Source organism: Sneathiella sp. HT1-7 (genome assembly GCF_020731145.1).
Classification (GTDB): domain Bacteria; phylum Pseudomonadota; class Alphaproteobacteria; order Sneathiellales; family Sneathiellaceae; genus Sneathiella.
On the sequence record NZ_JAJFZN010000002.1, the window covers coordinates 438691 to 465233 of the forward strand.

Annotated in this window: 32 protein-coding genes; all 32 read left to right on the forward strand. The window is 52.8% G+C overall.

Features of this window, described 5'->3' with window-relative positions; genetic code table 11:
* Positions 1-112: 112 nt before the first annotated feature.
* The 32 genes from rpoB (at position 113) to LKE13_RS07440 (ending at position 26531) form a co-directional block, all read left to right on the forward strand.
* On the forward strand, positions 113-4216 hold the full coding sequence (rpoB, locus tag LKE13_RS07285; RefSeq protein ID WP_227949717.1) for a DNA-directed RNA polymerase subunit beta: 4104 nt from the start codon (positions 113-115) through the stop codon (positions 4214-4216).
* Between the two features lie 121 nt (positions 4217-4337).
* Positions 4338-8525: a DNA-directed RNA polymerase subunit beta' gene (rpoC, locus tag LKE13_RS07290; protein WP_227949720.1), complete on the forward strand. Its 4188-nt coding sequence runs from the start codon at positions 4338-4340 to the stop codon at positions 8523-8525.
* A gap of 430 nt (positions 8526-8955) precedes the next feature.
* On the forward strand, positions 8956-9327 hold the full coding sequence (gene rpsL, locus LKE13_RS07295; RefSeq protein ID WP_161316330.1) for a 30S ribosomal protein S12: 372 nt from the start codon (positions 8956-8958) through the stop codon (positions 9325-9327).
* Between the two features lie 12 nt (positions 9328-9339).
* On the forward strand, positions 9340-9810 hold the full coding sequence (rpsG, locus tag LKE13_RS07300; protein WP_227949722.1) for a 30S ribosomal protein S7: 471 nt from the start codon (positions 9340-9342) through the stop codon (positions 9808-9810).
* Between the two features lie 39 nt (positions 9811-9849).
* A complete protein-coding gene (gene fusA, locus LKE13_RS07305) occupies positions 9850-11925 on the forward strand; it encodes an elongation factor G (protein WP_227949725.1) in 2076 nt (691 codons plus the stop codon).
* A 40-nt stretch (positions 11926-11965) separates the two neighbouring features.
* Complete coding sequence (gene tuf, locus LKE13_RS07310; RefSeq protein ID WP_227949701.1) at positions 11966-13156, forward strand: elongation factor Tu; 1191 nt, start codon at positions 11966-11968, stop codon at positions 13154-13156.
* A 59-nt stretch (positions 13157-13215) separates the two neighbouring features.
* Positions 13216-13530 carry a 30S ribosomal protein S10 gene (gene rpsJ / locus LKE13_RS07315; RefSeq protein WP_161315724.1) on the forward strand — a complete coding sequence of 105 codons (315 nt, stop codon included), beginning with the start codon at positions 13216-13218 and terminating at the stop codon, positions 13528-13530.
* 5 nt (positions 13531-13535) lie between these two features.
* On the forward strand, positions 13536-14300 hold the full coding sequence (gene rplC / locus LKE13_RS07320; RefSeq protein WP_415776504.1) for a 50S ribosomal protein L3: 765 nt from the start codon (positions 13536-13538) through the stop codon (positions 14298-14300).
* Between the two features lie 12 nt (positions 14301-14312).
* Entirely contained in the window at positions 14313-14933 is a 621-nt protein-coding gene (gene rplD / locus LKE13_RS07325) for a 50S ribosomal protein L4 (protein ID WP_227949727.1), read from the forward strand.
* Positions 14930-15223, forward strand: a complete 294-nt coding sequence (locus tag LKE13_RS07330) for a 50S ribosomal protein L23 (protein ID WP_227949730.1) — start codon at positions 14930-14932, stop codon at positions 15221-15223. The genes rplD and LKE13_RS07330 overlap by 4 nt, the downstream gene beginning before the upstream one ends.
* Positions 15224-15226: 3 nt before the next feature.
* Positions 15227-16063, forward strand: a complete 837-nt coding sequence (gene rplB, locus LKE13_RS07335) for a 50S ribosomal protein L2 (RefSeq protein ID WP_227949732.1) — start codon at positions 15227-15229, stop codon at positions 16061-16063.
* A 10-nt stretch (positions 16064-16073) separates the two neighbouring features.
* Entirely contained in the window at positions 16074-16352 is a 279-nt protein-coding gene (rpsS, locus tag LKE13_RS07340) for a 30S ribosomal protein S19 (protein WP_227949734.1), read from the forward strand.
* Between the two features lie 2 nt (positions 16353-16354).
* A complete protein-coding gene (rplV, locus tag LKE13_RS07345) occupies positions 16355-16735 on the forward strand; it encodes a 50S ribosomal protein L22 (protein ID WP_227949736.1) in 381 nt (126 codons plus the stop codon).
* Positions 16735-17445: a 30S ribosomal protein S3 gene (gene rpsC / locus LKE13_RS07350; protein WP_227949739.1), complete on the forward strand. Its 711-nt coding sequence runs from the start codon at positions 16735-16737 to the stop codon at positions 17443-17445. Before rplV ends, rpsC begins: the two co-directional genes overlap by 1 nt.
* Before the next feature lie 16 nt (positions 17446-17461).
* Positions 17462-17881 (forward strand): 50S ribosomal protein L16, encoded by a 420-nt coding sequence (gene rplP, locus LKE13_RS07355; protein ID WP_227949741.1) that lies wholly within the window; start codon positions 17462-17464, stop codon positions 17879-17881.
* A 2-nt stretch (positions 17882-17883) separates the two neighbouring features.
* On the forward strand, positions 17884-18075 hold the full coding sequence (gene rpmC / locus LKE13_RS07360) for a 50S ribosomal protein L29 (RefSeq protein WP_227949743.1): 192 nt from the start codon (positions 17884-17886) through the stop codon (positions 18073-18075).
* Between the two features lie 11 nt (positions 18076-18086).
* Positions 18087-18311, forward strand: a complete 225-nt coding sequence (gene rpsQ / locus LKE13_RS07365) for a 30S ribosomal protein S17 (protein ID WP_227949745.1) — start codon at positions 18087-18089, stop codon at positions 18309-18311.
* Positions 18312-18358: 47 nt separating this feature from the next.
* Positions 18359-18727 (forward strand): 50S ribosomal protein L14, encoded by a 369-nt coding sequence (gene rplN, locus LKE13_RS07370; RefSeq protein ID WP_227949747.1) that lies wholly within the window; start codon positions 18359-18361, stop codon positions 18725-18727.
* The gene (rplX, locus tag LKE13_RS07375) at positions 18727-19050 is read left to right on the forward strand and encodes a 50S ribosomal protein L24 (RefSeq protein ID WP_227949749.1); all 324 of its coding nucleotides are present in this window, start codon (positions 18727-18729) and stop codon (positions 19048-19050) included. The genes rplN and rplX overlap by 1 nt, the downstream gene beginning before the upstream one ends.
* Before the next feature lie 11 nt (positions 19051-19061).
* Complete coding sequence (gene rplE / locus LKE13_RS07380; protein WP_227949751.1) at positions 19062-19610, forward strand: 50S ribosomal protein L5; 549 nt, start codon at positions 19062-19064, stop codon at positions 19608-19610.
* A gap of 18 nt (positions 19611-19628) precedes the next feature.
* A complete protein-coding gene (gene rpsN / locus LKE13_RS07385) occupies positions 19629-19934 on the forward strand; it encodes a 30S ribosomal protein S14 (RefSeq protein ID WP_227949753.1) in 306 nt (101 codons plus the stop codon).
* Between the two features lie 12 nt (positions 19935-19946).
* Positions 19947-20345 carry a 30S ribosomal protein S8 gene (gene rpsH / locus LKE13_RS07390; protein WP_227949756.1) on the forward strand — a complete coding sequence of 133 codons (399 nt, stop codon included), beginning with the start codon at positions 19947-19949 and terminating at the stop codon, positions 20343-20345.
* A gap of 8 nt (positions 20346-20353) precedes the next feature.
* Entirely contained in the window at positions 20354-20887 is a 534-nt protein-coding gene (rplF, locus tag LKE13_RS07395) for a 50S ribosomal protein L6 (protein ID WP_227949758.1), read from the forward strand.
* 9 nt (positions 20888-20896) lie between these two features.
* Positions 20897-21256 carry a 50S ribosomal protein L18 gene (gene rplR, locus LKE13_RS07400; RefSeq protein ID WP_227949760.1) on the forward strand — a complete coding sequence of 120 codons (360 nt, stop codon included), beginning with the start codon at positions 20897-20899 and terminating at the stop codon, positions 21254-21256.
* Between the two features lie 11 nt (positions 21257-21267).
* On the forward strand, positions 21268-21819 hold the full coding sequence (gene rpsE / locus LKE13_RS07405; protein ID WP_227949763.1) for a 30S ribosomal protein S5: 552 nt from the start codon (positions 21268-21270) through the stop codon (positions 21817-21819).
* Complete coding sequence (gene rpmD, locus LKE13_RS07410) at positions 21812-22000, forward strand: 50S ribosomal protein L30 (RefSeq protein WP_227949765.1); 189 nt, start codon at positions 21812-21814, stop codon at positions 21998-22000. Before rpsE ends, rpmD begins: the two co-directional genes overlap by 8 nt.
* Positions 22001-22033: 33 nt before the next feature.
* On the forward strand, positions 22034-22513 hold the full coding sequence (gene rplO / locus LKE13_RS07415; protein ID WP_227949767.1) for a 50S ribosomal protein L15: 480 nt from the start codon (positions 22034-22036) through the stop codon (positions 22511-22513).
* A 48-nt stretch (positions 22514-22561) separates the two neighbouring features.
* Complete coding sequence (gene secY / locus LKE13_RS07420) at positions 22562-23908, forward strand: preprotein translocase subunit SecY (RefSeq protein ID WP_415776505.1); 1347 nt, start codon at positions 22562-22564, stop codon at positions 23906-23908.
* On the forward strand, positions 23905-24555 hold the full coding sequence (locus LKE13_RS07425) for an adenylate kinase (protein ID WP_227949770.1): 651 nt from the start codon (positions 23905-23907) through the stop codon (positions 24553-24555). Before secY ends, LKE13_RS07425 begins: the two co-directional genes overlap by 4 nt.
* Before the next feature lie 104 nt (positions 24556-24659).
* Positions 24660-25028 carry a 30S ribosomal protein S13 gene (gene rpsM / locus LKE13_RS07430; RefSeq protein WP_227949772.1) on the forward strand — a complete coding sequence of 123 codons (369 nt, stop codon included), beginning with the start codon at positions 24660-24662 and terminating at the stop codon, positions 25026-25028.
* Position 25029: 1 nt separating this feature from the next.
* A complete protein-coding gene (rpsK, locus tag LKE13_RS07435) occupies positions 25030-25419 on the forward strand; it encodes a 30S ribosomal protein S11 (RefSeq protein WP_207045960.1) in 390 nt (129 codons plus the stop codon).
* A gap of 98 nt (positions 25420-25517) precedes the next feature.
* A complete protein-coding gene (locus LKE13_RS07440; RefSeq protein WP_227949774.1) occupies positions 25518-26531 on the forward strand; it encodes a DNA-directed RNA polymerase subunit alpha in 1014 nt (337 codons plus the stop codon).
* Positions 26532-26543: the final 12 nt, after the last annotated feature.

Sequence of the window (26543 nt, forward strand, 5' to 3'; positions counted from 1 at the left end):
GCAGGAATTTCAAGAGATTAGATCATTTTCTCTGATTTCAGGAAAATCCGGCTCGCAGCCTTTTTAACAAAGGTTGTTTTTTAGTTGGCCAAGAAACATACGGGGATTTGGCATGGGCATATTGCAGTCGTTCACCGGTCGCAAGCGCGTTCGTAAAAACTTTGGAAGCATTGAGGCGGCAACAGAAATGCCGAACTTGATTGAGGTCCAGAAAACCTCTTACGATGCGTTTTTAATGCAAGACACGCCGCCCGATGCGCGCGGCGACGAAGGTCTTCAATCCGTTTTCAAATCCGTTTTTCCAATCAAGGATTTTGCCGATACGGCAAGCCTTGAATTTGTTTCCTATGAATTTGAAACTCCGAAGTATGACGAAGAAGAATGTCAGCAGCGTGGCATGACCTTTGGCGCGCCGCTAAAAGCAACGCTGCGCCTGATCGTCTTTGAAGTGGATCCGGATACTGAAGCGAAATCTGTCCTCGATATCAAGGAACAGAGCGTCTACATGGGCGATATGCCGCTTATGACGGATAAAGGTACATTCATTATTAACGGCACAGAGCGTGTGATCGTTTCCCAGATGCACCGTAGCCCCGGCGTGTTCTTCGACCATGACAAGGGTAAAACCCATGCCAGTGGCAAGCTCCTGTTTGCGGCACGCGTAATTCCTTACCGCGGTTCATGGCTTGATTTCGAGTTTGACGCGAAAGACATCGTTCATGTTCGTATCGACCGTCGTCGCAAGCTACCGGTTACGGCGCTTCTGCAGGCGCTTGATATGAGTCATGAGGATATTCTGAGCTATTTCTATGATCGCGTAGATTATAAGTTGGAAAAGAAGGGCTGGCGGACACCGTTCAACGTGGATCGGGTTCGTGGCAGTCGCCTGATCCGTGATCTTGTTGACGCGGATACCCAGAAAGTCGTCGCTGAAGCAGGCACGAAAATTACTCAGCGCCTCGCCAATAAATTGATGGACGAAGGCCTGAAAGACATGCTTGTCGGTCATCTTGATCTCGTGGGTCGCTTCATTGCGGAAGACTTGGTCAATGAAAAAACTGGTGAAGTTCTGGTTGAGGCTGGCGAAGAGTTGACAGAAGCTCTTATCGATCAACTCGAAGCTTCCGGATTCAAGGAAATTCCGACACTCGATATCGATAATGTGAATGTTGGCCCATACATCCGTAATACGCTTGCCGTAGACAAGAGCAGCACCCGTGATCAGGCGTTGGTTGATATCTACCGTGTGATGCGCCCGGGTGAGCCACCGACCGAGGAAACGGCCGAAGCTTTGTTCAAGGGCCTCTTCTTTGATTCGGAACGCTACGATCTATCTGCTGTTGGCCGGGTGAAGATGAACCTTCGCCTTGACCTCGATGCGGAAGACACCGTGCGGGTTCTGCGTAAAGAAGACATTCTTGCCGTCGTGAAAACCCTGGTCCGCCTGAAAGACGGCCACGGGGAAACTGACGATATCGATAACCTCGGCAACCGGCGTGTTCGCTCCGTTGGTGAGTTGATGGAAAATCAGTACCGTATTGGACTGCTCCGCATGGAGCGTGCCATTCGGGAACGGATGAGTTCGGTTGAGATTGACACCGTCATGCCGCATGACTTGATCAATGCGAAACCGGCGGCTGCTGCGGTGCGTGAATTCTTTGGCTCCAGCCAGCTCAGCCAGTTTATGGACCAAACAAATCCGCTGTCGGAAATTACCCATAAGCGTCGTCTATCCGCGCTTGGCCCGGGCGGCCTGACCCGCGAGCGGGCCGGCTTTGAAGTTCGGGACGTGCATCCGACCCATTATGGTCGAATTTGCCCGATTGAAACGCCGGAAGGGCCGAATATTGGTCTGATCAACTCGCTTGCGACCTTTGCACGAGTGAACAAGTATGGCTTTATTGAAAGCCCGTATCAGCGTGTGGAAAATGGCAAGCTGACCGGTGATGTTAAATATCTCTCGGCGATGGAAGAAAGCAAGCATACCATCTCTCAGGCCAACGCGGCTCTGGATGAAAACGGTATGTTTACCGAGGATTTTGTGCGTTGCCGGGCGCAGGGCGAATATGTCGTCGCCAAGCCTGAAGATGTCACCTATATCGACGTGTCGCCAAAACAGCTGGTGTCCGTCGGTGCGGCGCTTATCCCTTTCCTTGAAAACGACGATGCGAACCGCGCCCTTATGGGTTCGAACATGCAACGTCAGGCGGTTCCGCTCCTGCGGGCCGAGGCTCCATTTGTTGGTACTGGTATGGAAGAGCGGGTTGCGCGCGATTCCGGTGTTGCGACGGTCGCCAAACGGGCCGGTATTGTCGATCAGGTGGACGCCACCCGTATCGTCATTCGTGCAACAGAGGAAGAAGACCTCAGCAAGTCTGGTGTCGATATTTATAACCTGCTGAAATTCCAGCGGTCGAACCAGAATACCTGTATCACCCAGCGGCCTTTGGTGAAGGTCGGCGACAAGGTGGACGCCGGCGATATTATCTGTGACGGACCGTCTACGGATCTTGGTGAATTGGCGCTTGGCAGGAACGTGCTGGTCGCGTTTATGCCGTGGAATGGGTATAACTTCGAAGACTCGATTCTCATCTCCGAACGGATTGTGAAGGATGACGTCTTCACCTCGATCCATATCGAGGAATTCGAGGTTATGGCACGGGATACGAAGCTTGGCCCGGAAGAAATTACCCGCGATATTCCGAACGTCGGTGAAGAGGGGCTTAAAAACCTCGACGAAGCCGGTATCGTTTATGTTGGTGCGGAAATCCAGCCTGGTGATATTCTTGTTGGCAAGATCACGCCGAAGGGTGAAAGCCCGATGACGCCGGAAGAAAAACTCTTGCGCGCCATCTTCGGTGAAAAGGCATCCGATGTTCGTGATACCTCCCTGCGATTGCCTCCGGGTGTTGCCGGTACGGTCGTTGAGGTGCGCGTCTTTAACCGCCATGGCGTTGAGAAGGACGAGCGTGCGCTCGCCATCGAACGCGATGAGATCGAACATCTGGCAAAAGACCGCGATGACGAAAAAGCCATTCTGGAACGGACAATTTATGACCGCCTGAAAGGTCTGCTTGTCTCTCAGAAAGTTGCCTCTGGCCCGAGCGAGTTCAAGGCTGGCGAGGAAATCGCGTCCGAGAAGCTGATGGACCTGCACCCAGGTGTCTGGTGGCAGATCAGTGTCAAGGACGACGGCGCCATGGAGAAAATCGAGCAACTCAAGAAGCAGTATGACGAAGCAATCGGTGGCTTGCGTGCTCGCTTTGAGAACAAGGTCGACAAGCTACAGCGCGGTGATGAGTTGCCACCAGGGGTGATGAAGATGGTTAAAGTCTTTGTTGCTGTGAAGCGCAAGCTTCAGCCTGGTGACAAGATGGCCGGTCGTCATGGTAACAAGGGTGTTATCTCCCGGATCTTGCCTGAAGAGGATATGCCGTATCTTGAAGACGGGAAGCCTGTTGATATCGTGCTGAACCCACTTGGCGTGCCATCACGTATGAACGTTGGGCAGATTCTGGAAACGCATCTCGGTTGGGCCAGCCATGGTATTGGCACCCAGATTACTGAGATCATGACCCGTATCCGCCTTGGCGCTACTGACTTGAACCCACTTAAGTCCAAGCTACAAGAGGTCTATGGCGACGAAGAGTATGAGGAAAAAATCTCCGGCATGTCCGATGAGCAATTCCTTGAACTCGGTGGTAACCTCACCAACGGTGTGCCGATGGCGACTCCGGTTTTTGACGGTGCCAAGGAAGATGATATTAACCGTCTTCTTGAGGTCGCAGGTCTTGATACTTCCGGTCAGGTCACACTTGTTGACGGTCGGACGGGCGAGACCTTTGATCGGAAGGTGACGGTGGGCTATATCTATATGCTGAAACTGCATCATCTGGTCGATGACAAGATCCATGCACGGTCAATTGGACCCTACAGCTTGGTTACTCAGCAGCCGCTAGGCGGTAAGGCGCAGTTCGGCGGACAGCGTTTCGGTGAGATGGAAGTTTGGGCCCTGCAGGCCTATGGCGCCGCCTACACCCTGCAGGAAATGCTGACCGTCAAGTCGGACGACGTGGCAGGCCGGACGAAAGTCTATGAAGCCATTGTCCGTGGTGACGATACGTTTGAAGCCGGTATTCCGGAAAGCTTCAACGTTCTGGTCAAGGAAATGCGATCCTTGTGCCTGAATGTGGAACTTTCGCAGGTTGGTTACTGATTAAGTTGGTCCCGGGTCATTCCGGGACCAATTGATACGTTGGTCACAGACAGTTATTTTTTTAAGGCCGCTTTATCGAGCGCCTCCCGGGGACCCCGGGGTTTAAAAGGAGAGATGGTCCATGAATGAGTTGATGAACCTTTTTGGTCAGCCACAGGGCACTCAGGCTTTTGATGAAATCCGAATTTCTATCGCCTCGCCGGAACGGATCCGGTCTTGGTCGTTCGGTGAAATCAAAAAACCCGAAACCATCAATTACCGAACTTTCAAGCCAGAAAAAGACGGTCTTTTCTGCGCGCGGATATTTGGTCCGATCAAGGATTATGAATGCCTGTGCGGTAAGTACAAGCGGATGAAATACCGCGGGATTACCTGCGAAAAATGTGGCGTAGAGGTTACCCTGTCGAAGGTTCGCCGCGAACGCATGGCGCATATCGAACTGGCATCGCCGGTTGCGCATATCTGGTTTCTGAAATCACTTCCTTCCCGTATCGGTCTTTTGCTCGATATGACATTGAAGGATCTGGAACGCATTCTTTATTTCGAAAACTATGTGGTTGTCGAGCCGGGCTTGTCCCCGCTTAAACAGTTCCAGCTGCTGAGTGAAGAAGAGTTTCTCGACGCGCAGGATGAGTATGGCGAAGACGCTTTCACTGCCAGTATTGGCGCAGAAGCAATCCGCGATATTCTTTCTTCGCTTGATCTGGAATCGATCCGCGATGAAATCCGCGAGGAAATGGCGACGACAACGTCCGAAGCCAAGCCGCGCAAGCTCGCCAAGCGTCTCAAGATCATTGAAGCATTCATGGAATCGGGCAATCGTCCCGAATGGATGATCCTGCAGGTCATTCCGGTCATTCCGCCGGAACTGCGCCCGTTGGTCCCACTTGATGGCGGCCGGTTCGCAACCTCTGACCTCAACGATCTTTATCGCCGGGTAATCAACCGGAACAACCGTTTGAAACGGCTAATCGAGCTGCGCGCGCCGGACATTATTGTCCGGAACGAAAAGCGTATGCTTCAGGAATCTGTTGATGCGCTGTTTGATAACGGCCGCCGCGGTCGGGTGATCACAGGTGCGAACAAGCGTCCGTTGAAATCCCTCTCTGACATGCTGAAAGGCAAGCAGGGCCGATTCCGTCAGAACCTGCTCGGTAAGCGCGTTGACTATTCTGGTCGTTCCGTGATTGTGGTGGGGCCGGAGCTGAAGCTCCATCAATGCGGTTTGCCCAAAAAGATGGCGCTTGAGCTATTCAAGCCCTTTATCTATGCCAAGCTTGAACTTAAGGGCATGGCGGCAACCGTCAAGATGGCGAAGAAGCTGGTCGAGAAGGAACGCCCGGAAGTCTGGGATATCCTCGAAGAGGTTATTCGGGAACATCCGGTTCTTCTTAACCGTGCGCCGACGCTTCACCGTCTTGGTATTCAGGCGTTTGAGCCGGTCCTTATCGAGGGTAAGGCGATCCAGCTTCATCCGCTCGTTTGTACGGCCTTTAACGCCGACTTTGACGGTGACCAGATGGCGGTTCATGTGCCGCTCTCGCTCGAAGCACAGCTTGAAGCCCGCGTTCTCATGATGTCAACCAACAACATCCTGAGCCCGGCAAGTGGCAAGCCGATCATCGTGCCGAGCCAGGACATTGTTCTTGGCATCTATTACTTGACCATGGATATTGCCAATGATCCGGGTGAGGGGATGGTGATTGCCGATGTAGCGGAAGCCCAGCACGCGATCGACAACAAAATTCTGACCCTGCACAGCAAGATCAAAACGCGTATCACAGTCGTACAGGAAGATGGCACGGAAGTCCGCAAAGTCGTGGATACGACCCCGGGCCGGATGCTGATTGAAGAAATTTTGCCCAAAAATGCAAAAATAAGTTTCGATCTGATCAACCGCTTGCTGACCAAGAAGGAAATCACTCAGGTGATTGACGAGGTTTATCGTCATTGCGGTCAGAAAGAGACGGTTATATTCGCCGACAGGATCATGGGCCTCGGCTTTGCGCATGCCTGCCGTGCCGGTATCTCCTTCGGCAAGGATGATATGCGCATCCCCGAATCCAAGGACAAGCTTGTTGAGGATACCCGTAAACTCGCCGAGGAGTATGAACGCCAGTATTATGATGGTCTGATCACTCAGGGTGAGAAGTACAACAAGGTAATCGATGCCTGGTCACAATGTACGGATCGTGTCGCTGACGAGATGATGAAAGTCATTGAAGCGGTGGAAATGGACGAAAATGATCGTCAGGTTGGCATTAACTCTATCTTTATGATGGCCAACTCTGGTGCCCGTGGTTCCGCAGCCCAGATGAAACAGCTTGCCGGTATGCGTGGCCTGATGGCGAAACCGTCTGGTGAAATTATCGAGACGCCAATTATCTCCAACTTTAAGGAGGGGTTGAGCGTTCTTGAATATTTCAACTCCACCCATGGTGCCCGTAAGGGTCTGGCGGATACCGCGCTGAAGACCGCAAACTCCGGTTATCTGACCCGCCGGTTGGTGGACGTGGCCCAGGACTGTGTCGTGATCGAAAGAGATTGCGGGACCGAAAATGGTGTGACGGTTCGCGAAGTGGTGGAAGGCAGCGATATTATCGCGACATTGAGCGATCGTCTGCTCGGGCGGACGGCGGCTGTTGATGTTGTCAACCCGACAACCGGCGAAGTGATTGTCGGCGGCGGCGAGATGTTCGACGAAGCAAGCTCGCTTCTTGCGGAAACCTCCGGCGTTGAGCAGGTTCTGATCCGTTCGGTTCTCACATGTGAGACCAAGGGCGGTATCTGCGGTAGCTGTTATGGCCGAGATCTTGCGCGCGGAACGCCTGTCAATATTGGCGAGGCCGTGGGTGTTATCGCTGCCCAGTCAATTGGTGAGCCGGGTACCCAGCTTACTATGCGGACGTTCCATATTGGGGGGACGGCGCAGGTGGCGGAAGTCTCCTCCATCGAAGCTTCCCATGAAGGTACGATCAAGATTGAAAACCGGAATGTTGTTGTGAACAGCAGCGGCAATCCGATTGTCATGGGCCGGAACTCGGAATTGGTTCTGGTCGACGATAACAATCGTGAAAGAGCACGTCATCGGGTTGCATATGGTACACGACTGATGGTTGACGAAGGTGCGAAGGTCAGTCAAGGAGACAAGCTTGCTCAGTGGGATCCGTTCACCACACCTGTGATCACGGAGCTTGAGGGTAAGGTTAGCTATAAAGACCTTGTCTCCGGTGTTTCCATGGCCGAGCAGGTTGACGAAGCAACGGGTATTGCTCGGAAAATTGTCGTTGACTGGAAGTCCCAGCCGAAAGGCAGCGATCTTCGCCCGCGCATTACCCTGCGTGGTGATGATGGCGAACTTCTTACTCTTCCGAGCGGTCATGAGGCCCGTTACTTCCTTCCGGTGGATGCTATTCTGTCGGTTGAAGACGGGGCGGATGTTCAGGCTGGTGACGTTCTGGCGCGTATTCCGCGTGAAGGTTCCAAGACGAAAGATATTACCGGTGGTCTGCCACGGGTGGCCGAGCTTTTCGAAGCTCGTCGTCCGAAGGACCATGCGATTATCGCCGAGGCGGATGGCTTTGTCGAATTCGGCAAGGACTACAAATCGAAACGTCGCGTGTCGATCCGTCCTGAAGAGGAAGGTGCGGAACCGGTCGAGTATCTTATTCCAAAGGGCAAGCATCTTGCGGTCAATGAGGGCGACTATGTTCGGGTCGGCGATTACCTCCTCGATGGGAATCCAGCGCCGCATGACATTCTGAAAGTTCTGGGTGTTGAGGCGCTTGCAAACTTCTTGATTAATGAAATTCAGGACGTTTATCGTCTGCAGGGCGTGAAGATCAACGATAAGCATATCGAAGTGATCTGCCGTCAAATGCTGCAGAAGATCGAGATTGAGAAGCAGGGCGAGAGCTCCTTCCTGATCGGCGAGCATATCGATCGTGAAGAATTTGAAGGGCAGAATGAGAAACTTGTCGCGGCCGGTAAAGCACCGGCAGAAGGCAGCCCGATTCTGCTCGGTATCACGAAAGCCAGCCTGCAAACAAATTCCTTCATCTCGGCCGCGTCCTTCCAGGAAACGACACGGGTTCTGACGGAAGCGTCTGTTGCCGGCAAGAAGGATACGCTGATGGGTCTCAAAGAGAACGTCATCGTTGGTCGTCTGATCCCGGCGGGTACGGGTTCCCAGATGAACCGCCTGAAAATGGTGGCAGCGAAACGCGACAAGGAAATTCAGGATAACGCCGAAGCGGCGGCGAGTAAGCTTGAGTCGGCAGGAACAGCAGAAGCCTCTGTCGCGGAATAGTGCCTAAAGAATCAGTCTTTTTGATGTGGTGAGCCACGCCATAAAGACGGAAAAAAGGGAAGCGGCGCCTCTCAACGGGCGTCGTTTTCTGTTAACCCGATACATATTTAACGATCTACCGCGGCAAAATCATATACATGATCAAGGAATCGCCCTATTTCCCTCCAAATTGAGGGTGAGGGGAGGTCTAAGTTGGCGGCATTAAGAGATTAACGAAAATGCAATCTTTTCTGCTTGACTGCATAGGGCCTCGCCCATATATTGCGCGCTCCTGACAGCAGTCGTGTACTAAATTTTCCGTGTGTCGTCAGGATTTTGAAAAAAACACACGTGTTAAGTCTCTTCGGGTGGACGCAAAAAACCTGACCGCGAGCAGAGCCGCAGCTGCACGCGGCTGTTCTGTTTGCGGCAACGCATGATAGGAAGAAGAATGCCTACTATTAATCAGCTGATTAGAAACCCCCGCAAGGCGCCGGTTTCGCGCAATAAAGTGCCCGCCATGGAGGCGTGCCCGCAGAAACGTGGTGTTTGCACGAGAGTTTATACGACAACTCCGAAAAAGCCGAACTCCGCTTTGCGTAAGGTCGCACGTGTGCGCCTGACCAATGGATTCGAAGTGACGAGCTATATTCCGGGTGAGGGTCATAACCTTCAGGAGCATTCAGTTGTTCTGATCCGTGGTGGTCGTGTAAAGGATTTGCCGGGTGTTCGTTATCATATCATTCGTGGTGTGCTGGATACGCAAGGGATTGCGGATCGTCGCCAGCGTCGCTCCAAATATGGCGCGAAGAAGCCGAAATAAGGAATTTAATATATGTCACGTCGTCACGCAGCTGAAAAACGCGAAGTTCTCCCTGACGCCAAATTTGGGGATGTTGTTCTGACCAAGTTCATGAACTCCCTCATGTTTGATGGGAAAAAATCTACCGCCGAGGGCATTGTCTATGGTGCTTTTGACGTAATTGAAAAGAAGACCGGTTCAAGCCCCGTGGAAGTTTTCCATGAAGCGCTCGACAAAGTGAAGCCGGATATCGAAGTGCGGTCCCGCCGTGTGGGTGGCGCTACGTATCAGGTGCCTGTCGAAGTTCGTTCGGAGCGCGGTCAGGCTCTTGCCATCCGTTGGTTGATCTCAAGCGCTCGCAAGCGCTCTGAGGTGACGATGGTGGATCGTCTTTCCGGGGAAATTCTTGATGCATCAAACGAACGCGGTGGTGCCGTCAAGAAACGTGAAGATACACATAAAATGGCGGAAGCGAACCGTGCGTTCGCCCATTACCGCTGGTAATTGAATTTAACGACGCAAGCTTGATCTAGGATTTCAGACATGGCACGCACAACGCCCATCGAAAGATACCGCAACATTGGGATTATGGCCCATATTGACGCGGGTAAGACGACAACCACGGAACGTATTCTGTACTACACAGGTGTGTCTCACAAAATCGGTGAGGTGCATGATGGTGCGGCGACTATGGACTGGATGGAGCAGGAGCAGGAGCGCGGTATCACGATTACGTCTGCTGCGACGACTTGTTTCTGGAAAGATTACCGTATCAACATCATTGATACTCCCGGCCATGTTGACTTCACAATTGAAGTAGAGCGGTCTTTGCGGGTGCTCGATGGTGCGGTCGCCGTATTTGATGGCGTTGCTGGTGTTGAGCCGCAGTCCGAGACTGTTTGGCGTCAGGCTGATAAGTACCGCGTGCCGCGTATGTGTTTCGTCAACAAAATGGATCGTACCGGTGCAGACTTTTACCGTTGCGTTGAAATGTTCAAGACCCGCTTGGGTGCGAAACCGCTCGTGTTGCAGCTCCCTATTGGCTCCGAAGCTGAATTCGAGGGTGTGGTTGATCTGATCAAGATGCAGGAAGTCGTCTGGACGGGTGAAGAAATGGGCGCGTCTTTCGAGTACCGCGACATTCGCCCCGAACTTGCCGATAAGGCCGCTGAGTATCACGAAGTCATGGTTGAGACGGCCATTGAGATGGATGAAGCGGTTCTTGAAGCTTATCTTGAGGGCGAGGAGCCGAGCGAGGAGACTTTGCGCGCTTGTATTCGTAAAGGTACGCTGGCCGCGACTTTCGTGCCGGTCCTGACTGGAACGGCGTTTAAGAACAAAGGTGTTCAGCCGCTCTTGGACGCTGTGATCGAATTCATGCCGTCGCCGACGGACATCGGTGGTACGCACGGTATTGACGTTAAAACCGAAGAGGATATCGAGCGTCTTCCCTCAGACGATCAGCCTTTTGCTGGTTTGGCGTTTAAGGTGATGACCGACCCCTTTGTTGGTTCTTTGACATTCGTTCGTGTTTATTCCGGTGTGCTTGAAGCGGGTACGCAAACATTGAATTCTGTCAAGAACAGCCGCGAGCGTGTTGGCCGTATGCTGCAGATGCATGCAAACAGCCGAGAAGATGTGAAAGAAGCTCGCGCTGGTGACATTGTCGCCATTGCAGGTCTGAAGGATACGACGACAGGTGATACGCTTTGCGACTCATCCAAGCCGGTCATTCTGGAGCGGATGGAGTTTCCGGAGCCTGTGATCGAGATTGCGGTTGAGCCGAAAACCAAGACCGACCAGGAAAAAATGGGTGTTGCCCTTAATCGTCTTGCTAAAGAAGATCCGTCTTTCCGGGTTTCTTCAGACATAGAAAGCGGTCAGACGATTATTAAGGGAATGGGTGAGTTGCATCTCGACATTATTGTCGATCGCATGAAGCGCGAGTTTGGTGTTGAAGCTAACATTGGTGCGCCTCAGGTGGCGTATCGTGAAAGCATTACGCGCGAAGCAGAGCTCGACTACACTCATAAGAAGCAGTCCGGTGGTTCTGGTCAGTTCGCTCGCATCAAGATTGTGGCCAAGCCAGGCGAGCCGGGCGCGGGTTTCACTTTCAGCGATACTATTACCGGTGGTTCGGTGCCGAAGGAATATATTCCAGGCGTTGAAAAAGGTATTCGCGATATTGTTGAGACCGGTGTGCTTGCAGGCTTCCCGCTCATCGATGTGGATGTCACCCTTATTGACGGTGCCTATCATGACGTCGATAGCTCGGTCATGGCCTTTGAAATTGCGGGTCGGGCGGCAATGCGTGAAATTGCCCCGAAAGCCGGCCTTCGCCTGCTGGAACCGATGATGAAGGTCGAGATTGTGACGCCGGACGAGTATATCGGTGATGTGATGGGCGACTTGAACAGTCGCCGCGGTCAGGTGACCGGAACCGAACCGCGCGGTGTCGCGCAAGTCGTTAATGCCATGGTGCCACTTGCCAACATGTTTGGCTATGTGAACAACCTGCGCTCCCAGACACAGGGTCGCGCTACCTTTTCCATGGTGTTTGATCACTATGAACCAGTGCCACAACACGTATCAGACGAAGTTCTGGCGAAGTTGGCGTAACGCAATTAGCTGAGGCAGCCGGAAATAACGGAGAGATAAAATGGCCAAAGAGAAATTTGATCGTAGTAAACCGCATGTAAACATTGGAACGATTGGTCATGTTGACCATGGTAAGACGACGCTGACGGCGGCGATTACGAAAGTTCTGGCAGAGCAGAGCGGGGGTGCTGCGTTTGCGTTTGACGAAATTGACAAGGCGCCGGAAGAGAAGGCGCGCGGTATTACGATTTCGACAGCCCATGTTGAATATGAGACGGCGAACCGTCACTATGCGCATGTGGATTGCCCGGGCCATGCTGACTATGTGAAGAACATGATCACGGGTGCGGCGCAGATGGACGGCGCTATTCTGGTTGTGTCTGCAAACGACGGCCCGATGCCCCAGACACGCGAGCATATCCTGCTGGCCCGTCAGGTTGGTGTTCCGGCGCTTGTCGTCTTCATGAACAAGGTTGACCTTGTCGATGATGAAGAGCTGATCGAACTTGTTGAAATGGAAATCCGCGAGCTTCTGTCCGAGTATGATTTCCCGGGCGACGATATTCCGATCATTGGCGGTTCTGCACTTGCCGCTCTTGAAGGCCGGGATGACGAAATCGGCAAGGAAGCGATCCTGAAGCTGATGGAAGCGGTTGACGCGTCTATCCCGCAGCCGGAACGTGAGATTGACAAGCCATTCCTGATGCCGATTGAGGATGTGTTCTCGATCTCGGGTCGTGGTACGGTTGTGACCGGTCGTGTTGAAAGCGGCATTGTGAAGGTTGGTGAGGAAATCGAGATTGTCGGCATTCGCCCGACGACGAAGACGACCTGTACGGGCGTTGAGATGTTCCGCAAGCTTCTGGATCAGGGTCAGGCTGGCGACAACGTGGGTGTTCTCCTGCGTGGTACGAAGCGTGAAGATGTTGAGCGCGGCCAGGTTCTGGCGCATCCGGGATCAATTACCCCGCATACGAAGTTCAAGGCAGAAGCCTACATCCTGACGAAGGAAGAGGGCGGCCGTCATACACCGTTCTTCACGAACTATCGTCCGCAGTTCTACTTCCGGACGACGGACGTGACGGGTGTTGTGTCTCTTCCCGATGGGACGGAGATGGTGATGCCAGGTGACAATGTGACAATGGATGTCGAGCTGATTGCTCCGATCGCCATGGATGAAGGTCTGCGCTTCGCCATTCGCGAAGGCGGCCGTACCGTCGGCGCTGGCGTCGTCGCATCCGTAACCGAATAAGTTAATTTTGACAGCCCCTTGTGGGGCTGTCTTGTTTCTCTTCTGGAGTGACCAGAGTAATGGAAAACCAAAATATCCGCATCCGCCTGAAAGCGTATGATCATCGTGTTCTCGATGCTTCGACAGGTGAAATTGTAAATACGGCCAAGCGCACGGGTGCTCAGGTTCGTGGACCTATTCCGCTGCCGACGCATATCGATAAATATACGGTCCTGCGCGGCCCGCATATTGACAAGAAGTCGCGGGAACAGTTCGAAATCCGGACCCATAAGCGGCTTTTGGATATCGTTGAGCCGACACCGCAGACGGTGGACGCACTGATGAAACTGGACCTCGCCGCAGGCGTCGATGTGTCCATCAAATTGTTGGGGTGATCGAAATGCGTAGTGGATTGATCGCAAAGAAACTGGGGATGACCCGGGTTTTCGCGGAAGACGGGACCCATATTCCGGTAACCGTTCTTGCTGTTGATAACTGTCAGGTCGTCGCTCACCGGACAACTGAGACTCATGGTTATAACGCCATGCAGCTCGGGGTTGGCAAGGCAAAGGTCAAGAACGTCAATAAGGCGTTGCGCGGCCATTTTGCCAAGGCAGAAGTTGAGCCGAAAATGAAACTGGCTGAGTTTCGTATTGAGGGTGATGGCTTCGTCGATGTTGGTGCGGAAATCACGGCGGATCATTTTGTGTCTGATCAGTTTGTTGATGTTGTGGGCACCAGTATCGGTAAAGGTTTTGCCGGAGCCATGAAGCGCCATAATTTCGGCGGCATGCGGGCCACTCATGGTGTGTCCGTATCCCATCGTGCGCATGGTTCTACTGGTCAGTGTCAGGATCCGGGCAAGGTCTTCAAGGGTAAGAAGATGGCCGGTCACATGGGTGCGGCACGGGTTACGACGCAGAATTTGAAAGTGGTCTCAACGGATAAGGATCGCGGATTGGTTCTTATCAGGGGTGCCGTTCCAGGTTCCAAAGGATCCTGGGTCTTTGTCGCGGATGCCGTGAAAAAGGCGCGTCATAGCGATGCCCCTTATCCGGCCGCATTTGTTGCAAAGGGTGGAAAGCCAGAGCCAGTTGAAGAAACAGCTCAGGCTGATACGCCTGCCGAAGAGACTGCCGCCGCCGATACGGCGACGGAAGAATAAGGGACGGCTCAGATGAAGGTAAATGTAATTAACCTCGACAACAAAAAGGCCGGTGATATTGAGCTGGCTGATGAGGTCTTTGGCTTGGCGCCGCGCGCCGACCTGCTGCAACGCATGGTTCGCTATCAGCTGGCGTCGCGCCGGTCTGGCACCCATAAGACAAAGGGTGTTGCGGAAGTTTCCGGCACCGGTCAGAAGCCGTTTAACCAGAAAGGCACTGGTCGTGCCCGTCAGGGTCAGAAGCGTAACCCGATTCAGCGCGGTGGTGGTGTAGCCCATGGCCCGGTTGTTCGCAGCCACGCCCATGACCTGCCGAAAAAGGTTCGTAAACTGGCCCTGAAGACAGCGCTTTCCGCCAAACAGGCAGAAGGAAAGCTAGTCGTCGTGGACGAGTTGAATGCCAAGGGCATCAAGACCAAGGATATGGCCGGGAAGTTCAAGGCGCTCGGTTGGGATTCGATCCTGATCGTGGATGGGGCGGAAATGGAAAAGAACTTTGCTCTTTCCACCCGCAACCTGCCGAAAGTGGACTTGCTGACGTCAAGCGGCGCTAATGTATATGACATTCTTCGCCGTGACACTCTTGTGCTGACGAAAAGCGCAGTAGAAAGCCTGGAGGCTCGACTGAAATGAACCAGGAAAATCTATATGACATCCTGCTGGGCCCGGTTGTGACTGAAAAGTCAACAATGGGATCAGAGTTTAATCAGGTGACATTCCGTGTCGCACTGGATGCGACGAAACCTCAGATCAAAGAAGCAGTTGAAAAACTCTTCGATGTCAAGGTCACGAACGTGAACACCAACCGCACCAAGGGTAAGGTTAAGCGTTTCCGGGGCCATATTGGCAAACGGTCTGATTACAAGAAGGCAATTGTGACCCTTGCTGAGGGTCAGGCCATCGATGTGACGGCGGGGATTTAGACTATGGCGTTGAAGAATTATAAACCGACAACACCTTCTCAGAGGGGATTGATCCTTGTTGATCGGTCCGACCTGCATAAGGGAAAGCCGGTCAAAGCCCTGACTGAAGGGTTGTCCGGAAATGGTGGTCGCAATAACCACGGCCGGATCACCGCGCGTCGTCGCGGTGGCGGGCATAAGCGGACTTACCGTATCGTGGATTTCAAGCGGAACAAGTTTGATGTCCCGGCAACGGTGGAACGGCTTGAGTATGACCCGAACCGGTCTGCCTTTATCGCGCTGATTCGCTACGAAGATGGCGAGCAGGCGTATATCTTGGCGCCGCAGCGAATTTCTGCGGGTGACAAGGTGATTTCTGGCAAGAATGTCGACATCAAGCCGGGCAACGCGATGCCGATGAAGAACATGCCGGTTGGTACCATCATCCATAATGTGGAGATGAAACCGGGAAAAGGTGGCCAGATGGCACGTGCCGCGGGCACCTATGTTCAACTTATCGGCAAGGATGCGGGTTACGCGCAGCTTCGTCTGGCATCCGGTGAGCAGCGTATTGTTCTCGGTGAATGTATGGCGACGGTTGGAGCGGTTTCCAATCCGGACCAGAAAAACATCAAGCTTGCGAAGGCGGGACGGTCCCGCTGGCTTGGTAAGCGCCCGTCGGTTCGTGGTGTAGCCATGAACCCGGTGGATCATCCACATGGTGGTGGTGAAGGCCGGACTTCCGGTGGTCGTCATCCGGTCTCCCCATGGGGTGTGCCGACGAAGGGTAAACGGACTCGTTCAAACAAGTCCACGGATAAAATGATCATGCGGCGCCGTCCGCTGAAGCGGAAGAAGTAGGAGCGCAAACATGGCACGTTCTGTATGGAAAGGTCCTTTTGTCGACGGCTATCTGCTGAAGAAAGCGGAAGCTGCACGCGAGAGCGGCAGAAAACAAGTAATCAAGATCTGGTCTCGCCGGTCGACAATTCTCCCGCAGTTCGTGGGGCTTACCTTTGGCGTTTATAATGGCCAGAAGTTTGTACCGGTTCTGGTGGATGAAGACATGGTGGGTCACAAGTTTGGGGAATTTTCTCCCTCACGGACATATTACGGCCATGCGGCTGATAAAAAGGCTCGGAGAAATTAATCATGGGTAAAGCGTCACTCACGCGGCAACTTAAAGACACGGAAGCGCGCGCCGTTGGCAATCGCATTCGCGTAAGCCCACAGAAAATGAACCTGGTGGCTAGCCTCATTCGTGGAAAATCTGCTGAAGCGGCATTGACCGAACTCAGTTTTTCCAAACGCGGGATTGCACCGGATGTACGCAAAGTGTTGCAGTCCGCAATTGCGAACGCGGAAAACAACCATCAGCTGGACGTAGATCAGCTCTATGTTTCCGAAGCCTATGTGAGCAAGTCCCTGGTGATGAAGCGCATGCGGCCACGGGGACGGGGGCGTTCAAGCCCGATCCTGAAACCTTTCAGCAATATCACGATTATTGTTCGTGAGCGCGAGGAGCAAGAGTAATGGGTCAAAAAGTAAATCCAATTGGCCTTCGGGTCGGTATCAACCGGACTTGGGATTCACGCTGGTACGCCAAAGATAACTACGCCAAGCTGTTGCATGAAGATGTGCGCATTCGCGAATATCTGGAAAAGCAGCTGGAGCAGGCGGGCATCAGTAAGATCGTGATTGAACGTCCGGCCAAGAAGGCCCGGATCACAATCTATTCGGCGCGCCCGGGTGTCATCATTGGTAAGAAGGGCGCAGATATTGAAAAGCTTCGTTCCGCAATTGCCAAAATGACGAGCTCTGAAGTGCATTTGAATATCGTCGAAGTCCGCAAGCCGGAAATTGATGCGAAGTTGGTTGCTGAGAATATTGGTCAGCAGTTGGCGCGTCGTGTTTCCTATCGTCGGGCGATGAAGCGGGCGGTTCAGTCGGCTCTGCGTCTTGGCGCGGAAGGTATCCGGATCAACTGTGCCGGTCGCTTGGGCGGCGCGGAAATTGCGCGAACGGAATGGTATCGCGAAGGTCGTGTACCACTGCATACACTGCGCGCGAATATTGATTATGGAACCGCTTCGTCCTTGACGACTTATGGGATCATTGGGATCAAGGTCTGGATCTACAAAGGTGAGATTCTGGAGCATGATCCGATGGCTCAGGACAAGATTGCGGAAAAACAACAGGCTGGTGGCCGTCCTGCGGGTCGTCCCGGCTCCCGTCGGAATTAAGTAAAGGGGTGATGTCATGCTTCAACCGAAGCGCACAAAATTTCGTAAAGCGCATAAAGGGCGCTTGAAGGGAGTAGCAACTTCAGGTACAACGCTGAACTTCGGCGCATATGGCCTGAAAGCTGTTGAGCCCGGACGTATTACCGCACGGCAGATCGAGGCGACTCGACGTGCAGTAACACGCCATATCAAGCGAGCTGGACGTGTCTGGATCCGTATCTTCCCGGATGTGCCCGTATCCAAAAAACCCACCGAAGTCCGGATGGGTAAGGGTAAGGGTTCACCGGAATATTGGATGGTCCGCATTCAGCCCGGAAAAGTAATGTTTGAACTTGACGGTGTTCCACTCGAAATCGCCCGTGAGGCGTTCGAGAGGGGAGCGGCTAAATTGCCGATCAAAACCCGTTTCGTGACCCGCATTGGTGAAGGAAATTGACCATGAAAGCACAGGATTTACTGGGCAAAACGGCTGATGAACTTAAATCAGAACTGCTTCAACTGAAGAAGGAGCAGTTCAATTTACGCTTCCAGCAAGCCAGTGGACAATTGGAGAATACGGCGCGCCAACGCCAGGTGCGGCGGGATATCGCCCGCATTAAAACGGTGATGTCAGCTAGCGCTGCGTCTTAGGAGAGAAAACGATGCCAAAGCGTATCCTGCAAGGAACAGTTGTCAGCGACAAGAATGATCAAACCGTCGTTGTTAAAGTCGATCGTCAAGTGATGCATCGGCTATATAAGAAGTACATAGGCCAGTCGAAAAAGTACCACGCCCATGACGCGAAAAACCAGTTTAAGACAGGGGATACAGTCCGTATTCAGGAATGTGCTCCCTACTCGAAACTGAAGCGTTGGGAAGTTCTTTAAACGTCGCTTAAGTAAACAGTGTTGATACCAAACGAAGGTAAACGACTATGATTCAGATGCAAACCAACCTGGAGGTCGCCGACAACTCCGGCGCAAGGCAGGTGCAGTGCATTAAAGTTTTGGGTGGTTCAAAACGGAAAACTGCTTCTATCGGGGACGTGATTGTTGTCTCCGTGAAGGAGGCGATTCCGCGCGGCCGCGTCAAAAAAGGTGACGTTCAGAGAGCTGTCATCGTGCGCACAAAAAAGGAAATTCGCCGGACCGATGGAACGGCAATTCGCTTTGATAGCAACGCAGCCGTGCTGATCAACAAGCAGGGTGAACCGGTTGGGACCCGTATTTTCGGCCCGGTTACGCGTGAGCTCAGAAGCAAGAATTACATGAAGATTATTTCCCTCGCGCCGGAGGTTCTCTAATGGCTGAAAAATTCGCAGTGAAAAAGGGCGACAAGGTCGTTGTGCTCACAGGCAAGGATAAGGGCCGTACAGGCGAGGTGCTGAGCGTTCGTCGCAAAGACCGGCGCGTATTCGTGTCCGGTATCAATATGGTGAAACGCCATACGAAACCGAGCCAGGCAGACCAGGGTGGCATTGTCGAAAAAGAAGCGGCAATCCATATCTCGAATATCGCATTGCAGGATCCGAAGGATGGCAAGGCGACCCGTGTTGGTTACAAAAATCTTGATGACGGCCGGAAAGTTCGCTTCGCCAAGCGCTCCGGTGAAGTCATCGATATATAGAGGGCAGTTCGATGACGACGCCAAGACTTAAAACATTATATAACGAGGAACTGCGGAAGCAGCTTCAGGGCAAATTTTCTTACGCCAACGAGATGCAGATTCCAAAGCTGGAAAAAATTGTCATCAATGTTGGGTGCGGGGAAGCGGTCGCCGATTCGAAAAAGATCAAATCGGTTGAGAGCGAGCTTGCAAAGATTTCCGGTCAGAAGCCGGTTGTCACTACTGCCAAGAAATCCGTTGCTACCTTCAAATTACGTGAAGGAATGCCAATCGGAGCAAAAGTAACGCTGCGCAAGAGCCAGATGTATGAGTTTCTTGACCGGCTGATTAATATCGCACTCCCGCGTGTTCGGGATTTCCGCGGTGTGTCTGAGAAAAGTTTCGACGGCCGGGGCAACTATGCCATGGGCCTGAAGGAACAAATTGTTTTCCCGGAAATTCATTACGATGATGTAACGGACGTACGGGGAATGGATATCGTAATCTGCACGACTGCCAAAACCGACGAAGAGGCTCGTGAGCTTCTGAGTGGTTTCAGCATGCCGTTCAAGATTAATTGATCCTAGGAGTTAATTAAAATGGCTAAGAAAAGTGCTGTCGAAAAAAACCAGAAGCGCCGCCGTTTGGTTGAAAAATTTGAGACCAAACGTGCTGAGCTGAAGGCGATGAGCAAGAATGAAGAGCTGCCGCAGGAAGAGCGTTTTGCGGCGCGTTTGAAATTGGCAGAACTGCCGCGGAATTCGTCCAAGACACGTGTTCGCAATCGCTGCGAACTCACCGGTCGTCCGCGCGGTGTTTACCGTAAATTGAAACTATCCCGTATTGGCCTGCGCGACATGGCGTCCAATGGCCAAATTCCGGGCATGGTTAAATCGAGCTGGTAGGGAGATACAGAAATGTCATTAAGTGATCCCCTCGGCGATATGCTGACCCGTATTCGCAACGGTCAGCGAGCCATGAAAAGTTCAGTTAAGAGCCCGTCTTCAAAATTGCGCCTGAATGTGCTTGAAGCGTTGAAGCGTGAAGGCTTCATTCGCGGATATGACGTGGCTGAGCCTGAAAAGGGCAAGCCTGAAGTCACCATTGAACTGAAATATTATCAGGGCAAGGGCGTGATTGAACATGTCAGCCGTATTTCAAAGCCTGGTCGCCGTGTTTATAGTGGCGTGAAGGATTTGCCGACCATACGTAATGGTCTGGGCGTTGCCATTCTATCCACCCCGAGCGGTGTTTTGTCAGACAATGAGGCACGCGATGCCCATGTCGGTGGCGAAGTACTGTGTAAGTTGTACTAGGAGCTATTATGTCTCGAATTGGAAAACATCCGGTGACAATCCCTTCTGGTGTGGATGTCCAGCTCTCCGGTAGCGATGTGACCGTCAAGGGTAGCAAGGGCGTGTTGAGCATGACCTTTGTCGATGACGTCGTCGTGAGCCGTGAAGATGACCAAATAACGGTTAAGCCTCGTACGAATAATATTCGGGGCCGTCAGATGTGGGGGCTGCAGCGTACATTGCTGAGCAACCTCGTTGAAGGCGTCTCGAACGGCTTTACCAAAACACTGGAAGTTGTCGGCGTTGGTTACCGTGCGGCGGTACAGGGAAAGACATTGAAGTTGAACCTCGGGTTCAGCCACGACGTTGACTTCCCGATCCCGGAAGGTATTGAGATTAAATGCCCCCAGCCGACGGTGATTGAAATCTCCGGTGCTGACAAGCAGCAGGTTGGTCAGGTTGCGGCGGTTATCCGGTCTTACCGGAAGCCAGAGCCTTACAAGGGCAAGGGTGTCAAATATGCGGACGAGTATATCTTCCGCAAAGAAGGCAAGAAGAAGTAGGAACCGATTATGGCAAACTCAAAAGAATTGTTCGACCGCCGTCGGCGGAGAAATCGGACCCAGCTTCGCAAGGTGTCTTCTGGTCGTCCGCGGCTGTCTGTACACCGTACGCTTCAGCAGATTTATGTTCAGGTCATTGACGATGCCGCAGGCAAGACAATCGCGTCTGCCTCCAGCCTTGAAAAAGACCTGCGCAGCAAGCTGAAAGGCGGTAACAAGGAAGCTGCAGCGGCAATTGGCAAGCTGATTGCCGAGCGGGCCATCAAGGCCGGCGTCAAGGAAGTCGCGTTTGATCGCGGCGGATACAAATATCATGGCCGGGTCAAAGCCCTTGCCGACGCTGCCCGTGAGGGCGGCCTGTCCTTCTAGGGGAATTGACGATGTTGAGACCTGATCAAAACGAAAAAGGCGATTCAGAATTCGTCGACAAGCTGGTTTACATTAACCGTGTGGCCAAAGTTGTAAAAGGTGGCCGTCGTTTCGGTTTTGCGGCTTTGGTTGTTGCTGGTGACCAGAAAGGCCGCGTTGGCTATGGTCACGGTAAAGCCCGTGAGGTCCCGGAAGCCATTCGTAAGGCAACGGAAGCTGCAAAGCGCAACATGGTGCGTGTACCGCTTCGTGAAGGCCGGACACTGCATCACGATGTCCAGGGTCGCTTCGGCGCGGGCCGTGTGGTTCTTCGCTCAGCTCCGGCTGGTACCGGTATTATCGCAGGCGGTCCAATGCGTGCCGTTTTCGAAACACTGGGCGTACAGGATGTAGTGACGAAGTCTATCGGAACTTCCAACCCCTACAACATGGTCAAAGCAACATTCGAAGCCTTGAAGGCGATGAACTCCCCGAGAATGATTGCGGCAAAACGCGGCAAGAAAGTCTCTGAGGTGGTAGGTCGCCGTGGTGCCGATGCAGCAAAGGAAAAGGTCGATGGCTAAATCAACGATCAAAGTTACCCAGACGGGCAGCCCGATCGGTCGCCCAAAGAACCAGCGGGCAACGCTGGTTGGTATGGGGCTGAATAAAATGCACCGGACGGTGGAACTCGAAGACACCGACGCCGTTCGCGGCATGATCCGCAAGGTGAATCATCTGGTACAGGTGGAAGAGTCCAAATAGGACTCCGCCGGTCTGATTTAAGGAATATTGAACATGCGTTTAAATCAATTAGCCGACAACAAAGGCAGCACCAAGAATCGGATGCGTGTTGGTCGGGGTATCGGTTCCGGCAAGGGAAAAACCTCCGGATCCGGCCAGAAGGGTCAGAAATCACGTTCCGGCGTCGCCATCAAGGGATTTGAAGGCGGTCAGATGTCGATCTATCGTCGTCTGCCGAAGCGCGGCTTCAAGAACATTTTCAGCAAGAACTTCGCTGTGGCGAACATCGGCCGGGTACAGGCTGCGATTGACGCGGGTAAGCTCGACCCAAAGGCAACGATTACGGCGGAACTGCTGCAGCAGGCAGGTGTTGTCGGTAAAATCGGTGATGGCGTTCGTCTGCTTGCAAAGGGTGAGCTCAAAACCAAAGTGAATTTCGAGGTTGCCGGCGCATCTAAATCTGCACTGGAAGCAGTCGAGAAGGCCGGGGGTAAAGTCACCCTTCTGACGCCAGCCCCGGCAAAAAGCGAGTAAATACATCGGCGGGGCGGTTTGAATCCGTACCTTCGGGAGAAATATTAAATGGCGTCAGCAGCAGAGCAAATGGCTTCTTCCATGAGTTTCGGTGCCTTTTCGAAGGCAACGGAACTCAAGAAGCGTTTATGGTTCACGCTCTTTGCCCTGATCGTTTACCGGATCGGGACATATATACCGATCCCGGGTGTCGATCCGACAATTCTGGCTGACGTTTTCGCACAGAATTCCGGGGGTATCCTCGGAATGTTTGACGTTTTTGCGGGTGGCGCGCTCGGTCGTATGACGATTTTCGCCCTCAATATCATGCCTTATATCTCGGCGTCGATTATCATGCAGTTGATGACCTCGATCTCGCCGCAGATGGCCCAACTCAAGAAAGAGGGCGAGGCCGGGCGTAAGAAGATCAACCAGTATACCCGCTACGGTACAGTTCTACTGGCCGCGTTGCAGGGTTATGGTATTGCCGCCGGTATTGAAGGCCTGACCCTTTCAAACGGGCAGTCTGCCGTGATTGACCCTGGCATGCAGTTCCGCCTGTTTACAGTGGTGACGTTGGTTGCAGGTACTGTCTTCCTGATGTGGCTGGGTGAGCAGATAACCGCGCGTGGCGTTGGTAATGGTATTTCGTTGATCATTTTTGCCGGTATTGTCGCAGAATTGCCAAGTGCGCTTGTCGGCACACTGGAATTGGGTCGTACAGGGGCTCTCTCTACTTTCGTTATCTTGCTGCTGTTGGTTATGGCAGTAGCCGTCATTGCTTTCATTGTCTTTATGGAGCGGGCGCAGCGCCGGATTTTGATTCAGTATCCAAAGCGACAGCGCGGTAACAAGACCTATGGTGGCCAGAATTCACATTTACCGCTCAAGCTGAACACGGCTGGCGTTATTCCGCCGATCTTTGCCTCTTCACTGTTGCTGATGCCGACGACGGTCGCAAGTTTCAGCGCAGGTTCAGGTCCGGACTGGCTGAACAGCCTGACAGCGATGCTGGGTCATGGGCAGCCGATTTATCTGATGCTCTATATTGCGGGTATCGTCTTCTTTTGCTTTTTCTATACGGCAGTTGTCTTCAATCCGGATGACACAGCTGATAACCTGAAGAAGCATGGCGGCTTCGTACCGGGCATTCGCCCCGGAAAACGGACGTCGGAGTATCTCGATTATGTCCTGACACGATTGACGGTTGTTGGCGCGGCGTATCTTTCTTTGGTCTGTATTTTACCGGAAATTCTCGTCTCTCAATGGGCGGTTCCTTTTTACTTCGGCGGAACATCCCTCCTGATCGTAGTGTCGGTCACCATGGATACGGTGGCGCAAATCCAAAGCCACCTTGTTGCCCATCAATATGAAGGGCTGATCAAAAAATCAAAGCTGGGGGGACGGCGTAGATGATTTTGATTCTTCTGGGACCGCCAGGCGCGGGGAAGGGAACTCAGGCACAGCGGTTGCAAGACAAGCATGGCCTGGTGCAGCTCTCAACTGGAGATATGTTGCGCGCAGCCGTAGCGGCAGGCACAGAAGTTGGCAAGAAAGCCAAGACTGTGATGGATCGAGGAGAACTTGTCTCCGACGACATAATGACGGGTATCATCTCTGATCGACTGGATCAGCCCGACTGTAAAAACGGCGTTATTCTTGATGGCTTCCCGCGCACCGAAGCGCAAGCGGAAGCGCTGGATGCGATGCTTGCGGAAAAGGGCCTCAAGCTTGATGCCGTTATCGAGATGAAAACCGACGACGATATACTGGTTGAGCGGATTACGGGTCGCTATACTTGCGCAAAATGCGGTGCGGGCTACCACGATATATTCCTGAAACCGAAGGTCGAAGGTGTTTGCGATAAATGCGGCGGGACAGAGTTTAGCCGACGTAGTGATGATAATGCCGAGACAGTGAAGTCACGGCTTAAGGCCTATCACGACCAGACGGCGCCTTTGCTTCCGTACTACCGGAGTAAAGATATCCTGAAGCAAGTTGATGGCATGGCCGGGATTGACGAAGTGACAGCAGAAATGGAAGCCGCTTTACAGGCAATCTAAACTGTTGACTAGGTAACACAAAATTATATAATCGCGCGCTTCTCAGGAGGCGCTTGAGATAACCGGGTCAGGACGACCCGTTTTGGTGATGAGGAGAAACTAGCGTGGCTCGTATTGCTGGTGTAAATATTCCGACGAATAAGCGGGTATTGATTGCACTGACCTATATTCATGGAATTGGCCCGGCAAAGGCCAAGGAAATTTGCGAGGCTGTCGGCCTCGCTCCGGAAATTCGCGTCAATGCGTTGAGCGATTCCGAAGTGGTGAAAATCCGCGAAACCATCGACGGCGATCATATCGTTGAAGGTGATTTGCGCCGTCAAACCTCAATGAATATCAAGCGTCTGATGGACCTTGGTTGTTACCGTGGCCTGCGCCATCGTCGTGGCCTGCCTGTCCGTGGTCAGCGTACCCATACCAACGCCCGCACCCGCAAGGGTCCGGCCAAAGCTATCGCTGGGAAGAAGAAGTAATATGGCACGTGAAAAAACACGCGTTAAACGCCGCGAACGTAAAAACATTATTTCAGGTGTCGCACATGTAAGCGCGTCCTTTAATAATACAAAGATTATGATTACCGATGCACAGGGCAACGCAATTGCCTGGTCGTCCGCTGGTTCGCAGGGCTTCAAGGGATCGCGTAAATCCACACCGTTCGCCGCGCAGATCGCAGCGGAGGACGCGGGCAAAAAAGCCATGGACCATGGTATGAAAACTCTTGAAGTTGAAGTCAAGGGACCGGGTTCCGGGCGCGAATCGGCTTTGCGTGCATTGCAGTCTGTAGGGTTCAATATCACGTCAATTCGTGATGTGTCGCCCATTCCGCACAATGGATGCCGTCCGCCAAAACGCCGCCGCGTTTAACGGATTACTACATATCGATACGGGCTTTTGGCCTGTATTGCTATTTGTCTAGACGTCGCAGGTCCAAGGTGGGCCTGCAAAACTATGAGGTCATTACCGTGATTCAGCAAAACTGGAAAGATCTGATCCAGGCGAACCTCTCAGTAGAGCCGGGTGAGCAGAGCGATCGGGAAGCCACGATTATTGCGGAACCTTTGGAAAGAGGGTTCGGTTTGACATTGGGCAACGCACTTCGTCGCGTTCTTTTGTCGAGCCTACAGGGCGCCGCCATTACGTCCATTCAAATCGATAATGTTTTGCATGAATTCTCCTCGATCGCCGGTGTGCGCGAGGATGTAACGGATATCGTTCTGAACCTGAAGACGCTGGCAATCCGGGCGCATTCGGACGGACCGAAGCGTATGGTACTGAAAGCTTCAGGTCCATGTGAAGTCACATCCGGCATGATTGAAACCGGACCGGACATCGAGATTATGGACCATGACCAGGTTCTAATGACCCTGGATGACGGTGCGTCAATCTCCATGGAGATGAATGTCGATACCGGCAAGGGCTATGTTCCTGGCGTCAACAACCATCCGGAAGATGCTCCGATCGGTTTGATTCCGATGGACAGCCTCTATAGTCCGGTTCGCAAGGTTACTTACAAAGTTGAAGCCGCCCGTGAAGGGCAGGTGCTCGATTATGACAAACTGACTCTGAAAGTGGAAACAAACGGTACGGTTTCACCGGAAGATGCTGTGGCTTTCGCCGCACGCATCCTGCAAGAGCAGTTCCAACTCTTCGTGAATTTCGATGAGCCAGAAGAAGTTGTCGTCAAGGAAGAGAGCCAGGAGCCTGAATTCAACAGGAACCTGCTTCGCAAGGTGGACGAGCTTGAACTCTCCGTTCGCTCGGCAAACTGCCTGAAGAACGATAACATTGTGTATATCGGCGATCTTATTCAGAAGACCGAAGCGGAAATGCTGCGGACGCCGAACTTCGGCCGTAAGAGCTTGAACGAGATCAAGGAAGTTCTGGCGCAAATGGGTCTGCATCTTGGCATGGAAGTGCCGAACTGGCCGCCGGAAAACATTGAAGATATGGCCAAACGGCTGGAAGAACCTTTTTAGAACAGCAACACT

Coding starts and splice junctions, on each gene's coding strand:
- LKE13_RS07330 (WP_227949730.1), top strand. CDS start 14,930: ATGAACCAGGAAAATCTATATGACATCCTGCTGGGCCCGGTTGTGACT.
- rpoC (WP_227949720.1), top strand. CDS start 4,338: ATGAATGAGTTGATGAACCTTTTTGGTCAGCCACAGGGCACTCAGGCT.
- rpsC (WP_227949739.1), top strand. CDS start 16,735: ATGGGTCAAAAAGTAAATCCAATTGGCCTTCGGGTCGGTATCAACCGG.
- rplC (WP_415776504.1), top strand. CDS start 13,536: ATGCGTAGTGGATTGATCGCAAAGAAACTGGGGATGACCCGGGTTTTC.
- rplF (WP_227949758.1), top strand. CDS start 20,354: ATGTCTCGAATTGGAAAACATCCGGTGACAATCCCTTCTGGTGTGGAT.
- rpsH (WP_227949756.1), top strand. CDS start 19,947: ATGTCATTAAGTGATCCCCTCGGCGATATGCTGACCCGTATTCGCAAC.
- rplB (WP_227949732.1), top strand. CDS start 15,227: ATGGCGTTGAAGAATTATAAACCGACAACACCTTCTCAGAGGGGATTG.
- rpmC (WP_227949743.1), top strand. CDS start 17,884: ATGAAAGCACAGGATTTACTGGGCAAAACGGCTGATGAACTTAAATCA.
- rpsS (WP_227949734.1), top strand. CDS start 16,074: ATGGCACGTTCTGTATGGAAAGGTCCTTTTGTCGACGGCTATCTGCTG.
- fusA (WP_227949725.1), top strand. CDS start 9,850: ATGGCACGCACAACGCCCATCGAAAGATACCGCAACATTGGGATTATG.
- rpmD (WP_227949765.1), top strand. CDS start 21,812: ATGGCTAAATCAACGATCAAAGTTACCCAGACGGGCAGCCCGATCGGT.
- rplV (WP_227949736.1), top strand. CDS start 16,355: ATGGGTAAAGCGTCACTCACGCGGCAACTTAAAGACACGGAAGCGCGC.
- rplP (WP_227949741.1), top strand. CDS start 17,462: ATGCTTCAACCGAAGCGCACAAAATTTCGTAAAGCGCATAAAGGGCGC.
- rplO (WP_227949767.1), top strand. CDS start 22,034: ATGCGTTTAAATCAATTAGCCGACAACAAAGGCAGCACCAAGAATCGG.
- rpsG (WP_227949722.1), top strand. CDS start 9,340: ATGTCACGTCGTCACGCAGCTGAAAAACGCGAAGTTCTCCCTGACGCC.
- rpsE (WP_227949763.1), top strand. CDS start 21,268: ATGTTGAGACCTGATCAAAACGAAAAAGGCGATTCAGAATTCGTCGAC.
- LKE13_RS07425 (WP_227949770.1), top strand. CDS start 23,905: ATGATTTTGATTCTTCTGGGACCGCCAGGCGCGGGGAAGGGAACTCAG.
- rpsN (WP_227949753.1), top strand. CDS start 19,629: ATGGCTAAGAAAAGTGCTGTCGAAAAAAACCAGAAGCGCCGCCGTTTG.
- rpsQ (WP_227949745.1), top strand. CDS start 18,087: ATGCCAAAGCGTATCCTGCAAGGAACAGTTGTCAGCGACAAGAATGAT.
- tuf (WP_227949701.1), top strand. CDS start 11,966: ATGGCCAAAGAGAAATTTGATCGTAGTAAACCGCATGTAAACATTGGA.
- rplN (WP_227949747.1), top strand. CDS start 18,359: ATGATTCAGATGCAAACCAACCTGGAGGTCGCCGACAACTCCGGCGCA.
- rpsJ (WP_161315724.1), top strand. CDS start 13,216: ATGGAAAACCAAAATATCCGCATCCGCCTGAAAGCGTATGATCATCGT.
- rpsK (WP_207045960.1), top strand. CDS start 25,030: ATGGCACGTGAAAAAACACGCGTTAAACGCCGCGAACGTAAAAACATT.
- rplD (WP_227949727.1), top strand. CDS start 14,313: ATGAAGGTAAATGTAATTAACCTCGACAACAAAAAGGCCGGTGATATT.
- rpoB (WP_227949717.1), top strand. CDS start 113: ATGGGCATATTGCAGTCGTTCACCGGTCGCAAGCGCGTTCGTAAAAAC.
- rpsL (WP_161316330.1), top strand. CDS start 8,956: ATGCCTACTATTAATCAGCTGATTAGAAACCCCCGCAAGGCGCCGGTT.
- rplR (WP_227949760.1), top strand. CDS start 20,897: ATGGCAAACTCAAAAGAATTGTTCGACCGCCGTCGGCGGAGAAATCGG.
- secY (WP_415776505.1), top strand. CDS start 22,562: ATGGCGTCAGCAGCAGAGCAAATGGCTTCTTCCATGAGTTTCGGTGCC.
- rplE (WP_227949751.1), top strand. CDS start 19,062: ATGACGACGCCAAGACTTAAAACATTATATAACGAGGAACTGCGGAAG.
- rplX (WP_227949749.1), top strand. CDS start 18,727: ATGGCTGAAAAATTCGCAGTGAAAAAGGGCGACAAGGTCGTTGTGCTC.